Below are 14,547 nucleotides of genomic sequence, written 5' to 3' on the forward strand. Positions count from 1 at the left end.
CGGGACTATTTTATCATTCATTAATGGAATAGTTCCAAAATGAAATAGTTTTACAAGTTATCTTTTTTGGGTTAAAATGGGTGAGGTGAGGAAGAAAACCTAACAAATTATTGAAGATTCAAGAGAATATAGGAGATGACAATATGGAAACATTACAGCATCTGATTCTGCATGACATGCCGAATAGCGAAGAAATAGAGGCTGTAAAAAGCGGAGGCCATACACTGACATATGCAGGTTACCGCAAACGGATTAATCAGCTTGCGAATGCCCTGCTGCAAAAAGGAATTCAAAAAGGCGACCGTGTTGCATTGCTTTGCAAAAACGGACATCCCGCCTCAACTATTATGTTCGCCGCGCTTGAAATAGGCGCTGTTGTCGTACCTGTCAGCTGGCAGCTCAAACCATATGAAATGACAGGCATTTTAAAAGCTAGTGAACCGAAAGCGCTGTTTTACGGAGCGGAGTTTAAAGAGAAGCTGGACGAAGTTCTTCCTGAACTGTCCTCATTGTCTGTAACGATGGCAACTGGAACAGCTTACGAAACGTCTGCTGAATTTGAAGCTCTGTTTGCCGGTCCTGATCATTTGCCTGAAACTGAAATGGTTTCCCCTGATGATACAGCGCTTCTGATGTTTACGTCCGGCACAACCGGAAACCCGAAAAGATGCATGATCACACATGGCGGCATATATAGATACGTAACAGGGTCCAAAAGTTCAACAACACGTATGAAGGGCCTGCGTTTTCTTGCGTGCCATCCGATTTATCATACGAGTGCGCTCATTTGCATCATGCTGGGAACTTTTGCAGAAACAACCTTTATTTTTACAAAGGATCAAGATCCTGTTGATATGCTGAAAATCATTGAAGAAGAAAAGGTTCAAACCGTGATGGCTCTTCCCGTGTTTTACACGTATTTGCTTGAAGCATGGGAAACACACCAAACCGACCTATCTTCGCTTGTTATTTTAATGACTGGCGGAACAAAAGTGCCGAGCAGCCTGATTCGCCGCTATCTTGATATCGGCATCCCGCTCGCCCACGGCTATGGAAGCACTGAGGCTTGGGGAATCAGCACATGGATGCCTGAAATGGGAATGGATAAAGCCGCATCTGCGGGAAAACCTGTGGCAGGTGTTAAAGTCAAAGTGGAAGATCCTCAGACAGGAGAAGAACTCCCTCAAGGGGAAATCGGCGAAATCGTTGTTCACACGCCATTTTTATTTAAAGGCTATGAAGACAATCCTGAAGCGACAGCGAAAGTGCTGCAAAACGGCTGGTTCAAAACCGGAGATTCAGGCTATTTAGATGAAGATGGTTTTATTTTCATTACTGGACGCTACAAGGATGTCATTATTTTTGGAGGAGACAACGTCTATCCGGATCAGGTTGAAGAAGTCATCCAGCAGGTCCCGGGAATCCTTGAAACAGCGGTGGTCGGTATACCAGACCCGCTGTACGGGGAAAAACCAAAAGCGTTTATTGTGGCAAACGGCGGCCAGCGTCTAACGGAAGAGGAAGTCATCGCATATTGTAAAGAACGCCTGTCCGCTTACAAAATACCCGAAGTTGAGTTCGTTAACGAACTGCCGAAAAATAACCTCGGCAAGGTGAAAAAAGACGTCTTGCGCAAGCAGGCTGTGCATTCGTAAAAAAATGCCCGTCACTTATGTGGCGGGCTTCTTTGCTGTTGCACAGACAGAAAGCTCAGGCTTAATGTGTTTAAATTGCAACTCAATGTCTTCGAAGCCGGCTGCTTTGAAGTCAGCAATCATCTGTTTTGCAAATGATTTGGTTCTCTCAGGGCTGGCGTCCGCTTCCCGCGGCTGCATCGTAATCGCTGCTCTGCCCCCGGGCTTTAGCGCCCGATAAATCTGTTTCACGCCTTTTGTCTGGTCATTCCAAATGGTGTAGTTGTTAACAGAAATCACTTTATCATAGAACGAGGCGGTGAGAGGAAATGTCTCGATGCTTCCCTGCATTAAGCGCACACCTTTCGATTTTACTCTGCGGGCGGCCAGCTTCAGCATCGCCTCTGACACATCAATCCCATGGAGCTGAACGTCCTTTTCGCGTTTCAGCATCTGTTGCAAGCAGTATCCCGGTCCGAATCCGACTTCTAAAATACTGTCCCCCCGTGTGATTCCCAGCTGATCTATTGTCCACTGATTCAGTGTCTGATTTTCAGCAGCCATGATGTACCCGGCAATCATACCGATTACGCCCTTTGGCCTGCTGAATGTTTTAGAAAGCATGTTCATCATTCAGTAACCTCCTTTGCAAGTTATTTCCTCCTTGCGTTTCATGTGAAACATTTTTCTGATAAAGCAATGTGAAGGTGCTAATCCATGTTTATCCAGAGTACGTGTGAGGTACACAACAAATAGACACATGAAAACAAAGGAGGAGAATCATCATGGCCAATTATCCAAAAGAACTGCCGGCCCAAACCCAAAATCGCCAGCCGGGAATCGAAAGCGAAATGAATCCAAGTCCGATGTATGAGTACGAGAATTATAAAGGAGCGGATAAATTAAAAGGAAAAACAGCGCTCATTACAGGCGGCGACAGCGGGATCGGACGCGCGGTATCCGTCGCATACGCAAAGGAAGGCGCTAATATCGCCATTGTGTATAAGGATGAGCATGGGGATGCCGAAGAGACGAAGAAGCGTGTAGAGCAAGAAGGCGTAAAATGCCTGCTGATCGCTGGTGATGTAGGCGAAGAGGATTTCTGCAATGAAGCGGTTGAAAAAACGGTCAAAGAACTTGGCGGCCTTGACATCCTTGTAAACAATGCCGGTGAACAGCATCCGAAGGAAAGCATCAAAGATATTACGAGCGAACAGCTTCACCGCACATTCAAAACAAACTTTTATTCTCAATTTTATTTGACTAAAAAAGCAATTGATTACCTGAAACCAGGCAGCGCTATCATCAACACGACATCCATCAACCCATATCGGGGGAACCCGTCGCTGATTGATTACACAGCGACAAAAGGGGCGATCAATGCCTTTACAAGAACAATGGCGCAGGCGCTTGTCAAAGACGGCATCCGCGTCAACGCAGTCGCACCGGGTCCAATCTGGACACCGTTAATCCCGTCTACGTTCTCTGAAGATAAAGTCGCTCAATTTGGGCAAAATACGCCGATGGGCCGTCCGGGTCAGCCTGTTGAGCATGTCGGCTGTTATGTGCTGCTGGCTTCAGATGAGTCATCTTACATGACAGGCCAGACGCTGCATGTCAACGGCGGAGATTTTGTGACGACGTAAGAGGGAGTGAGACACATGAGCATCACGAAAGAGGAAGTAAACAGCTATTATCAAAAAGCCGGTATTGTATTAACGGATGAGGAAGTAGACCAAATCCAGCTAATGGACTACGGCTTAGGAAAAGAAAGAAAAGTCGGACTCCAGCTCTTCGTCTACGTCAATACAGACCGTTATTGCTCAAAGGAACTGGTGCTGTTTCCTGAACAGACTTGCCCGGAACACCGCCATCCGCCGGTCGACGGCCAAGAAGGCAAGCAGGAGACATTCCGCTGCCGCTACGGAAAAGTGTATCTTTACGTAGAAGGAGAAAAAACGCAGCTTCCAAAGGTTCTTCCGCCGCATGAGGACAGTGAACACTATACGGTCTGGCACGAAATTGAACTAGAACCGGGCGGGCAATACACGATTCCGCCGAACACAAAGCATTGGTTCCAAGCCGGGGAAGAAGGTGCCGTGGTGACGGAAATGTCTTCGACGAGCACAGATAAACATGATATCTTTACCGATCCAAGAATATAAGGATGAGGCTTAACAGCCCATCCTTTTTTGTATTTGAAAAAAACGGAATCATCGTTATAATGGGTAAAAAAGGAAAGAGGGCGAGGGAATGTTCACCTGCAAGGTAAATGAGCACATCACCATCCGATTATTGGAGCCAAAGGATGCGGAGCGGCTTGCCGAACTCGTTATCGAAAATCAGCAGCGGCTCGGCCAGTGGCTATTTTGGGCGGAAAACCCAAGCAGCGTTGAAACGTACAAAGAAACGATCATTCCAGATTGGCGGCGGGAATATGCTGACCTGAACAGCCTCGAAGCGGGGCTTCTATACGACGGCAGCCTATGCGGCATGATCGGCCTGCATAACCTTGATCAAGTAAATCGAAAAGCGGAAATCGGATACTGGATTGCCAAAGAATATGAAGGCAAAGGCATCGTTACCGCTGCTTGCCGAACACTCATCACGTACGCTTTTGATGAGCTTGAGCTGAATCGCGTTGCTCTCTGTGCGGCTGTCGGAAACCAAAAAAGCAGAGCGGTCCCTAAGCGGCTCGGCTTTCAAGAGGAAGGAACGGCACGGGATGGCTTATTCATTGAAGGCAGGTATCATGACCTTGTCTATTACAGCTTGCTGAAGCGTGAATGGAAAGGATTAAAATAAAGGCGCATTTTCTTGTTTAAATCTTCCCCGGATGTGGAAAAGTAACAGCGGAGACGTTAAAAAGGAGTGATTCACGATGAATCAGCAAGACATTAAACAAAAGGTGCTTGATGTTCTAGATCATCACAAAGTAGGCTCGCTCGCAACGGTTCAAAAGGGCAAGCCGCATTCCCGCTACATGACTTTTTTTCATGATGGGCTGAAGATTTACACACCCACAAGCAAGGAAACACATAAAGCGGAAGAAATTGAGAACAACCCCAATGTCCATATTTTATTAGGCTATGATTGTGAAGGCTTTGGCGACGCGTATGTCGAGGTTTCCGGGAAAGCCAAGATCAACAATTCAGCAGAACTGAAGGATAAAATTTGGAATCCTAAATTAGAGCGCTGGTTTGACGGCAAGGATGACCCGAACCTGGTGATTCTTGAAATTGAACCAGAGGCTATTAGATTAATGAATGCCGGAGAGAAGACGCCAGTTTCACTCGAATTATAAAAAGGTTGTAATTGCAGGGGCGATATGTTATCATGAATTGCTAAGCAAGAATAATAAGCAAATAAAAAAGAAAGTAAACTTCTTTTTTCTGTTTGAGAGAGAAGCTTTACCGCTTCGCAAGCAGCAAACCAGCTGCCCTTATTCTTTTCCTTCATAACAAATCGCCCCTAACGATGAGATGGAAAAAAGACTTTTTTGTTTTACAATTCACACCGGCGCGGCTTCGGAGCCGCAGTGACGATTGAGAGGTAGGGCTTTCGTTGTCTTGTGTTCAAGAAAATTCCATGGTGTTTACTTTCCAGAATGATTCTACGGAACAATGCTTCATGAATCTAACCGCCCGATTTGGCGGATCATATAATCTTTATTTGCCTATAGAAAAGAATAAGACAAACCGCTCGGCGTATGCCGGCGGTTTTTTTATTGTAAAAAGCACATCGCATTGAAACCTGCTTGTCTTCTTTCCAGTCTTATCTCTAGGATGAAATTGGAGGAAGAATAACGTGCATGTCATGACAACACAAGTGCTTTTTATTTTCTGTTTTTTATTACTGATTCACTCGATAGAAACCTTAGCCTACGCCACCAGGCTTTCCGGAGCCCGCGTTGGATTTATTGCGTCCGCGCTTTCCCTTTTTAATGTCATGGTCATCGTGTCCAGAATGTCGAACATGGTGCAGCAGCCCTTTACCGGCCATTTAATTGATGATGCGGGAAAAAACGCACTGGCGATTGTCGCCGGGCAGTTCCGCTTCTTGATATTCGGATCGACAGTCGGCACCCTTCTTGGCATTATCCTGCTCCCGTCTTTTGTCGCTTTATTTTCACGGGCGATTATTCACTTGGCGAGCGGCGGCGGCTCTGTTTTACAAGTGTTCCAAAAGGGATTCTCGAAGCAAGGTTTCAAAAATGCCCTTTCCTATTTGCGTCTGCCGTCTCTTTCGTATGTAAAAGGATTTCATATCCGCTTGATACCGAAGCGTTTGTTTGTCATCAACATGCTGATCACATCGATTTATACGATCGGTGTGCTTTCGGCTTTGTACGCAGGCCTTCTGGCTCCGGAACGCAGCACGACAGCCGTCATGGCTTCGGGTCTAATCAACGGAATTGCGACGATGTTGCTGGCGATTTTTGTTGACCCAAAGGTATCCGTTCTTGCCGATGATGTGGCAAAAGGAAAACGAAGCTATACGTATTTAAAATGGACCTCTGTCACGATGGTCACATCAAGAGTGGCGGGGACACTCCTCGCCCAGCTGATGTTTATTCCGGGGGCCTACTATATCGCGTGGTTGACAAAGTGGTTGTAATAAGAAAGGCTGGATCATAAAGATCCAGCCTTAAATTATTTATATTTCCTTAACCCGCGGTCGTACAAAAAGTTTCCGAATGGGACAAAAGCGGCGATAAAGCCGGCGGCTGACCATTTCAGCGGCCATTTGACAGAGAAGGCCGCATACGCCAAGACAAGCAAATACAAAATGAACAATCCGCCGTGAACCGAACCGACAATGGTCACCGCAAGCGGAAGGCCTGCCCAATATTTCAGCGGCATGGCGATGAACAGCAGGATTAAGAGTGACATTCCTTCAATAAAACCCATCGTGCGAAGTCTTCCGATCGGTGTTTGCAGCATAAATCGCCCTCCTTGTGGACACGTTTTCATACTATATGATAAACAATCCGGAGAGCCGTATGACAGCTTTCAGAAAATGTTCGGAAAACTTTCATTTTTATATGCTTTTTCTTGGGAACTGGTCTTGTCATTTACAAAAATACCCGAGATAATGTGAACAAAATCATAAAAGAAGGATGTTGACATGAAACTTGATCAGGTTGATCTGAAAATCATTGAGGAGCTGAAAAAGGACAGCCGTTTGTCGATGAGGGAATTAGGCAGAAAAATTAAGCTATCGCCGCCATCCGTGACAGAACGGGTGAGGCAGCTTGAATCGTTCGGCGTCATTAAGCAATACACACTGGAGGTCGATCAGAAAAAACTGGGGCTGCCTGTTTCCTGCATTGTGGAAGCAACCGTCAAAAACGCGGATTACGAGCGGTTCAAAAGCTATATTCAAACATTGCCGCATATCGAATTTTGTTACCGGATTGCCGGCGCGGCTTGTTATATGCTGAAAATCAACGCAGAAAGCCTTGAAGCGGTAGAAGATTTCATTAACAAAACTTCGCCATACGCGCAAACCGTCACTCACGTGATTTTCTCGGAAATTGACACGAAAAACGGGCGCGGTTAGAGAGTGCTTGTTCAAGTCTGTTATAATAAAAGGATGAGCGTGAAAGAAAGAGAAGTGATCAAGCATGTCAAAAACAGTTGTATTAGCTGAAAAACCTTCAGTCGGCCGGGATTTGGCCCGGGTGCTGAAGTGCCATAAAAAAGGAAATGGTTATCTTGAAGGTGATCAATATATTGTTACATGGGCTTTAGGCCATTTGGTGACACTTGCTGATCCGGAAGGCTATGGAAAAGAATTTCAATCATGGCGTCTGGAGGATCTGCCGATTATCCCTGAGCCCTTAAAGCTTGTGGTGATCAAAAAAACCGGAAAACAGTTCAATGCGGTCAAATCCCAGCTTATCCGTAAAGACGTCAATCAGATTGTCATCGCGACTGATGCAGGCCGGGAAGGGGAGCTTGTTGCGCGCTGGATCATTGAAAAAGCGAATGTCAAAAAGCCGATCAAGCGGCTGTGGATTTCATCTGTGACAGATAAAGCGATCAAGGAAGGCTTTCAAAAGCTGCGCAACGGCAAAGAATATGAAAATCTGTATCATTCTGCCGTCGCCAGAGCGGAAGCGGATTGGATTGTGGGAATTAACGCGACCCGTGCGCTCACCACAAAATTCAATGCCCAGCTCTCCTGCGGCCGTGTGCAGACACCGACGCTTGCCATGATTGCAAAGCGTGAAGCCGACATTCAAGCGTTTACGCCGGTTCCGTATTATGGCATCCGCGCGGCGGTTGATGGCATGACGCTGACCTGGCAGGATCAAAAAACAAAGCAGACGAGAACGTTCAATCAAGACGTAACAAGCCGGTTGCTAAAAGACCTCGACGGAAAGCAAGCGGTCATCGCCGAGCTGAAAAAAACAGCGAAAAAAAGCTTCGCGCCTGCGCTCTATGATTTAACGGAGCTGCAGCGCGACGCACACAAACGCTTCGGATTTTCCGCCAAAGAAACGCTTTCTGTGCTGCAAAAGCTGTATGAGCAGCATAAGCTCGTCACATATCCGCGGACAGACTCAAGATTTTTATCCAGTGATATCGTCCCGACATTAAAAGACCGTCTGGAAGGTATGGAAGTAAAACCGTATGCCCAATATGTCAATCAAATTAAAAAACGCGGCATCAAATCCCACAAAGGCTACGTCAATGACGCGAAGGTGTCAGACCATCACGCGATTATCCCGACCGAAGAGCCGCTCGTTCTCAGCAGTCTAAGCGATAAAGAACGAAAGCTATATGACCTGATTGCGAAACGTTTCCTTGCTGTGTTAATGCCGGCATTCGAATATGAGGAAACAAAGGTCATCGCAGAAATCGGCGGAGAAACCTTTACGGCGAAAGGCAAAACCATACAGTCGCAAGGGTGGAAAGCCGTTTATGATATGGCGGATGAAGATGACGAGCAGGACGATGACAGAGATCAGACACTCCCTGCACTTCAAAAAGGCGATTCTCTTGCCGTGCGCGCCTTAACTGAAACAAGCGGCCAAACGAAGCCGCCCGCCCGCTTTAACGAAGGGACCCTGCTGTCAGCGATGGAAAACCCAAGCGCCTTTATGCAGGGAGAAGAAAAAGGCCTCGTCAAAACGCTTGGTGAAACAGGCGGCCTCGGTACGGTGGCAACACGGGCCGATATTATTGAAAAACTGTTCAACAGCTTTTTAATAGAGAAAAAAGACAAAGATATTTTTATTACTTCTAAAGGAAAACAGCTCCTGCAGCTTGTTCCGGAGGATTTGAAATCACCTGCCTTAACGGGGGAATGGGAGCAAAAGCTGTCAGCGATCGCCGCCGGTAAATTGAAATCGGCTGTCTTTATTAAAGACATGAAAGCTTACGCTAACCAAACGGTAAAAGATATCAAAAACAGCAGCCAGACTTTCAGACACGACAACATCACGGGAACCGCATGTCCGGAATGCGGCAAAATGATGCTGAAAGTAAACGGCAAACGCGGCACGATGCTTGTGTGCCAAGACCGTGAATGCGGAAGCAGAAAAACGGTTGCCCGAAAAACAAACGCGCGTTGCCCGAACTGCCATAAAAAAATGGAGCTTCGCGGCCAAGGCGAGGGTCAGACCTTCGCGTGTGTCTGCGGTCACCGTGAGAAACTGTCCGTATTCGAAAAACGAAAAAACAAAGATAAAGGGCGCGCTTCCAAACGGGACGTTTCCTCTTATATGAAAAAACAAAATAATAAAGATGAGCCGATTAACAACGCGCTGGCAGAACAGCTGAAGAAACTCGGTTTGGATAAATAACCGAAAAACCTGTGCATACCGCACAGGTTTTTTATTGGACTTAGGACCCGTTTTTTCAATGTTCAAAAAGGGAAAAAAAAGCTAGCAATCTGCATTTTTTTCTTTTATAGTAAATGTAATTTGTAACATGGCAGTCATACTTTCGTCTATATATATTTGTGAGCGTCTGATTCGCTTCAGGCGACAAAGGGGGATTTGCCTGTGAGGCATTTGTTAATAGCTGTCATCTTATTCTTTTTATCTATCGGACTTTCCGCAGGGTGTGTTGAAGCTGGAAATAAGGTCCAAAATCAGTCGGTGTCAGAAGTGAACGCCAGCCCGCTTCAGCCGGCGGAGTATTTCATTTATCACAATCTAATGAATGGCCAAGGGTTAATCAAAACTGATATGTCTGACCAGCCTTCGTATTTATCAGAATCTCTTGGCCTATGGATGGAGTTTCTGGTCAGCAAAAATGACGCCCCGCATTTTCAGGAGCAATATCAGCATCTGACTGATTCATTTCTGATGAGCAATCACTTGGTGACGTGGAAGATTCAAAACGGCCAAGCGAGCGGAACGAATGCACTGATAGATGATATGAGAATTATGCTGTCCCTTGACCAAGCCGCCGCCAAATGGGGCCGCAGCGACTACGCGCAAACGGCCCGGGATATCGGCACGGCTTTGAAGGCATACAATATGAACAACGGGTTATTTACAGACTTTTACGACTCACAGGCCGCTTCAAAGGATGTGACGCTTTCATACGTCATGCCCGATGCGTTAGCTATCTTAAAGAAGAATGGAATTATAGACGAGGAAACAGAACAACGGAATGCCAATGTTCTCTATTCGGCTCCTTTAAAAAATGGCTTTCTGCCAAAGGTATACAGCTCGGAGACAAAGGGATACACATATGATAGTGAGATCAATCTGATAGATCAGCTGTACGCTGCTTGGCACTTGCCGGAAGGGGATGAAAAAGCCGCTGTTTTAGCGGACTGGATCAAGCAGGAATTTCAGACACACGGAAAGCTGTACGGACGATATTCGGCAGATACGAAGGAGCCTGCCGTCAAATATGAGTCGCCATCCGTATACGCATTAGCCGTATTGTTTTTAACAAAACAATATGAAGACAGTTCAGTCACCAAAGCCATATATGACAGAATGAATGACTTTGAAATTCTTGATCCGGTGAAATCGTATTATGGAGGCTATATGAGCGGCGCTCAGACGCATTCTTTTGACAATCTGCTGCCGCTGTTAGCCGAAAGGAAGCTTTTTAATGAAAATATCATTCAATGAATCACAAAAATTATTTGCTTATTTTTCAGGGCTCATCGCAGCCCTGTCTCTGTTTATTTATTATGTGTCAGCCCAGCAATCGGAAGGCGCTCTGATCCTTTGCATCACGTTTGTCGTCATCGCCGCAGGCGTATGGTTCGGCCCGATTTACGCGCTGGCGGTGACTTTAATCGTACTCTTTGTTCTCGGCACCTTAATGATGTTTTTCCAGACTGGACAGGCTGCGCTGTTTCCGGCTGAGGAAGGGCTGCGAATACTTGTCGTGTGGGGAATCGCGCTTTTGTTGTTTTCTTTTATAGCGGGAAGAATTCATGATATTGCCGCAGAGCTAAGGCATTCAGTTACACGGCTTAAAGCCGAAATCAAAAGCTTTGTCGCTGTTGACAGAGTGACCGGATTTGATAACAAGCAGAGGATGAAGCTGGAACTTTCAGAAGAAATCAAGCGGGCGGAACGCTACGGAAATTCTTTCGTGTTTTTGCTGCTTCATATGCATTACTTCAAAGAGTTTAAGTCTTTGTACGGTGAAAAAGAAACGGACCGTCTTTTCCAATATGTCAGTCAGCAAATTAGGACAAGCGTCCGGGAAACGGATAAGAAGTTCCGCCCCTCTGACGAGCGTATCGGGATTGTGCTGACGCACACGCCCGCTGAACATATGCCGGCCGTCCTGACAAAGCTGAAAAAACAATTGGACACGTATCAGCTGGAAAATGGGAAGTATGTGTCGCTCACGTTCCATGTCTGTCATTTGCCTTACCGCAAAGATATCAAAACAGCCGATCACTTTTTAGAAGAACTGGAAAACGAGATGATGATGAATGAACTATAAAGGAATCACGCTGCTCTGCATCGCAATGCTTCTGCTTACAGCTATTGCGTCCTTTCCAGTTTCCGCACAAGCGAAGGAGCGGGATGCCGGCATTCTCATCATCTATTCAACCTTGGACGGCAAAGAGTCATCTCAAGTCAAAATGCTTGATTTGCTTGCGGGCCACTTTACATCCCATGTGACAGTCAAAAAAGATTCGGATGTGGAAGCGTCCGATTTCAAAGGCAAAGACCATGTGATGTATTACGGCCAAACGAAAAGAAAGCTCAGCAAAAAACTGGTGTCTCTGATCAGCAGCGTTAAAACACCTGTTGTCGCCATCGGCTATAACGCAGGCCAAATCAGCCAATTTTCCGGGCTTTCATTAATCAGCAAAGAACATGTATATCAGGTTCACAACAGGTCGGAAAAGGCCGATGTGTCTCTGGAGAGCGGGCTTAACGTGCTGAGCGTATCAGGCCTGAAAGGAAAGTCGCTTTATACCTTTAAAGCCGATGACGGCAAAACGCATTCTTTTATATGGAAAACAAAAAAAGCGAATGTGTACATTGGATTAACGAATTTGTTAAATGACAATTTGATCGTGGCGAAACAGCTCAGAGAAGCTTTCGGAGAGGAGGCGGGGACAACGTTATTGTATTTGCGCCTCGAGGATATCAGCCCGATGTCTGATGAAAAATTGCTGCTTCAAGCCGGTACATATCTGCATAAGAGGCATGTTCCTTTTATCCTGGCAGTGATTCCGGTTTACTTGAATCCGGAAACTGGCGACAAAGTGTATTTGTCTGATAAACCGGAGATGGTCAAGGTGCTGAAAAAGCTGCAAAGCATGGGCGGCAGTATCATTGTCCACGGCTATACACACGCCTACCGCTACAGTGAAACGGGAGAGGGCTTTGAATTCTGGGATGCAAAGGCGGATCAGCCGATTACATCTGGAAATGCCGAAGCCACCCCATCCATTCTGGAAAAAGAACGGGACTTTCCGAACGAACAAGCTTATAACAGCTATTTAAAACCATTTCGTGAAAAGGAAGAAACGTATACAAAGCAAAAACTGACGCGTGCGATTGAGGATTTGACATCATCGGGTCTCTACCCGCTGGCGTTTGAAGCGCCGCATTACACGATGTCCGAATATGGCTATCAAATCGCCTCGCAGTATTTTACAAGCATTTTCGGGCAGGTCCAGCTCAGCGGCACAACGTGGAAAACATCCGGTGCGTCTCCATATGTGACAACTCCTTCAATGCTGCACGGTATGACGCTGTATCCGGAAACGATCGGTTTTGTCGATACATCAAAACAAAACCCGCTCGGCGATATGGAGGAGCACATCGCCCAGATGATTGATTTTGAAGGCGGAGTAGCCGGCGGGTTTTATCACCCGTATCTTGGAATGAAATATCTGCCGGAGCTGGTTGATCAGATGGAACGCATTCCAGACAGTGAATGGCTGGATTTAAAGAAAACGAAACAAACCGTCAAAACAGACAAAGTTGAAATTCATACAAGCGGTGACGGAACGATTCAGGTCCAAAACGGCGTAAGCGCCATTGACGAGTTTTTCGATCATCATCGGCAAACTCCTCTGGAAAAGGCGTTATGGATTCTCTCCGCGATTGTGCTCTTATTTGTTGTCATGTTTGTCAGTTATACGTTTTACTTGAGAGCCACATTGAAAAAACGAATTTTTAAGGAGAGAAGAAGCCTTGGGTAATACGCTGTTCTTTATCTCACTAAGTTTAATTTGGGTCATGCTTCTCTACCACATGTTTCTCATGCAGGGCGGGTTCCGCCACTATATGACCTTCGAGCGGAATATCCCGAAGTGGAGAGAAAACATGAAGGAGCTGCCAAAGGTCAGTGTCCTTATCCCGGCGCATAACGAAGAGGTTGTGATTCGGCAGACGCTGAAGGCGATGGTCAACCTTTATTATCCGAAGGACCGGCTGGAGATCATCGTCGTTAATGATAATTCATCAGACCGGACGGGTGATATCGTCAATGAATTTTCCGAGACGTACGATTTCATCAAAATGGTGATCACGAAGCCGCCAAACGCAGGAAAAGGCAAATCCTCCGCGCTTAACTCTGGTTTTGCCGAATCGAACGGCGATGTGATCTGTGTATATGACGCCGACAACACGCCTGAGAAAATGGCCGTGTATTACCTCGTTCTCGGCCTGATGAATGACGAAAAGGCAGGCGCCGTGGTTGGGAAATTCCGCGTCATTAACGCGGCAAAAACGCTGCTGACGAAGTTTATTAATATCGAAACGATCTGTTTTCAGTGGATGGCCCAAGGAGGCAGATGGAAGTGGTTCAAAATCGCCACGATCCCGGGCACCAACTTCGCGATCCGCAGAAGCATTATCGAAAAGCTCGGGGGCTGGGATGACAAAGCGCTTGCTGAGGATACCGAGCTGACCATCCGGGTGTATAATCTCGGCTATCACATCCGCTTTTTCCCTGCCGCCATCACTTGGGAGCAGGAGCCGGAAACGTGGAAGGTGTGGTGGCGCCAGCGCACCAGATGGGCACGCGGTAATCAATATGTCGTACTGAAATTTTTGGCGCAGTTTTTCAAACTGAAACGCAAACGGATTATCTTTGATTTGTTTTATTTTTTCTTTACGTACTTCCTGTTTTTCTTTGGCGTGATCATGTCAAATACGATATTTGTCGTCAATTTGTTTTATGATTTGCATTTATCTGTCGGGTTTTTGGCAATGGCCCTCTGGATCTTGGCGTTCTTCTTATTTATGACAGAGGTCATGATTACGTTGAGCATTGAAAAAACAGAAATGAACAGGCAAAACTTTTTTATCGTATTTCTCATGTACTTTACATACTCGCAGGCATGGATTGTGCTCGTTATCTATTCTTTATTCGTAGAAATCAAGCACCGTTTATTCAAGCAGGAGGTCAAATGGTACAAAACAGAACGATACAATCAACATAAAAGCGGGTGACCT

14 protein-coding genes are annotated in these 14,547 nt (G+C 46.1%); 12 read left to right on the forward strand and 2 right to left on the reverse strand.

Translation table 11 applies throughout. The features are described from left to right. Positions 1-143 precede the first annotated feature (143 nt). The gene (locus JMN17_RS18680) at positions 144-1,655 is read left to right on the forward strand and encodes a class I adenylate-forming enzyme family protein (RefSeq protein ID WP_202328931.1); all 1,512 of its coding nucleotides are present in this window, start codon (positions 144-146) and stop codon (positions 1,653-1,655) included. A gap of 15 nt (positions 1,656-1,670) precedes the next feature. Here the strand turns inward: JMN17_RS18680 and JMN17_RS18685 are convergent, their stop codons facing one another. Continuing rightward, a complete protein-coding gene (locus JMN17_RS18685; protein ID WP_176365301.1) occupies positions 1,671-2,267 on the reverse strand; it encodes a class I SAM-dependent methyltransferase in 597 nt (198 codons plus the stop codon). A gap of 152 nt (positions 2,268-2,419) precedes the next feature. Here JMN17_RS18685 and JMN17_RS18690 point away from each other — a divergent pair, with 152 nt between their 5' ends. The 5 genes from JMN17_RS18690 (at position 2,420) to amj (ending at position 6,251) form a co-directional block, all read left to right on the forward strand. After that, positions 2,420-3,280, forward strand: a complete 861-nt coding sequence (locus tag JMN17_RS18690) for an SDR family oxidoreductase (RefSeq protein WP_087993001.1) — start codon at positions 2,420-2,422, stop codon at positions 3,278-3,280. A 15-nt stretch (positions 3,281-3,295) separates the two neighbouring features. Beyond that, positions 3,296-3,799 (forward strand): D-lyxose ketol-isomerase, encoded by a 504-nt coding sequence (gene lyxE / locus JMN17_RS18695; protein ID WP_087993000.1) that lies wholly within the window; start codon positions 3,296-3,298, stop codon positions 3,797-3,799. Positions 3,800-3,887: 88 nt separating this feature from the next. Further along, the gene (locus JMN17_RS18700) at positions 3,888-4,439 is read left to right on the forward strand and encodes a GNAT family N-acetyltransferase (protein WP_087992999.1); all 552 of its coding nucleotides are present in this window, start codon (positions 3,888-3,890) and stop codon (positions 4,437-4,439) included. Between the two features lie 76 nt (positions 4,440-4,515). Continuing rightward, a complete protein-coding gene (locus JMN17_RS18705; RefSeq protein WP_087992998.1) occupies positions 4,516-4,938 on the forward strand; it encodes a pyridoxamine 5'-phosphate oxidase family protein in 423 nt (140 codons plus the stop codon). 503 nt (positions 4,939-5,441) lie between these two features. Then, positions 5,442-6,251 (forward strand): lipid II flippase Amj, encoded by an 810-nt coding sequence (gene amj, locus JMN17_RS18710; protein ID WP_087992997.1) that lies wholly within the window; start codon positions 5,442-5,444, stop codon positions 6,249-6,251. Between the two features lie 35 nt (positions 6,252-6,286). On the opposite strand, the gene JMN17_RS18715 is transcribed toward amj, so the two are convergent. Beyond that, entirely contained in the window at positions 6,287-6,577 is a 291-nt protein-coding gene (locus JMN17_RS18715; RefSeq protein WP_019257503.1) for a DUF3817 domain-containing protein, read from the reverse strand. A 184-nt stretch (positions 6,578-6,761) separates the two neighbouring features. Here JMN17_RS18715 and lrpC point away from each other — a divergent pair, with 184 nt between their 5' ends. From lrpC to JMN17_RS18745, 6 genes are all read left to right on the forward strand, one after another. Beyond that, a complete protein-coding gene (gene lrpC, locus JMN17_RS18720) occupies positions 6,762-7,196 on the forward strand; it encodes a transcriptional regulator LrpC (protein WP_087992996.1) in 435 nt (144 codons plus the stop codon). A 64-nt stretch (positions 7,197-7,260) separates the two neighbouring features. Next, positions 7,261-9,447 carry a DNA topoisomerase III gene (locus tag JMN17_RS18725; protein WP_202328933.1) on the forward strand — a complete coding sequence of 729 codons (2,187 nt, stop codon included), beginning with the start codon at positions 7,261-7,263 and terminating at the stop codon, positions 9,445-9,447. 201 nt (positions 9,448-9,648) lie between these two features. Continuing rightward, positions 9,649-10,737, forward strand: a complete 1,089-nt coding sequence (locus tag JMN17_RS18730) for a glycosyl hydrolase family 8 (RefSeq protein ID WP_202328935.1) — start codon at positions 9,649-9,651, stop codon at positions 10,735-10,737. Then, positions 10,718-11,569 carry a diguanylate cyclase domain-containing protein gene (locus tag JMN17_RS18735; protein ID WP_087992993.1) on the forward strand — a complete coding sequence of 284 codons (852 nt, stop codon included), beginning with the start codon at positions 10,718-10,720 and terminating at the stop codon, positions 11,567-11,569. The genes JMN17_RS18730 and JMN17_RS18735 overlap by 20 nt, the downstream gene beginning before the upstream one ends. Positions 11,570-11,579: 10 nt before the next feature. Beyond that, on the forward strand, positions 11,580-13,289 hold the full coding sequence (locus JMN17_RS18740; RefSeq protein ID WP_087993073.1) for a DUF2334 domain-containing protein: 1,710 nt from the start codon (positions 11,580-11,582) through the stop codon (positions 13,287-13,289). Beyond that, on the forward strand, positions 13,282-14,544 hold the full coding sequence (locus JMN17_RS18745) for a glycosyltransferase family 2 protein (RefSeq protein ID WP_087992992.1): 1,263 nt from the start codon (positions 13,282-13,284) through the stop codon (positions 14,542-14,544). The genes JMN17_RS18740 and JMN17_RS18745 overlap by 8 nt, the downstream gene beginning before the upstream one ends. Positions 14,545-14,547 lie beyond the last annotated feature (3 nt).

The organism is Bacillus sp. RHFS10 (assembly GCF_016757475.1).
In the GTDB taxonomy this organism is placed as follows: domain Bacteria; phylum Bacillota; class Bacilli; order Bacillales; family Bacillaceae; genus Bacillus; species Bacillus subtilis_G.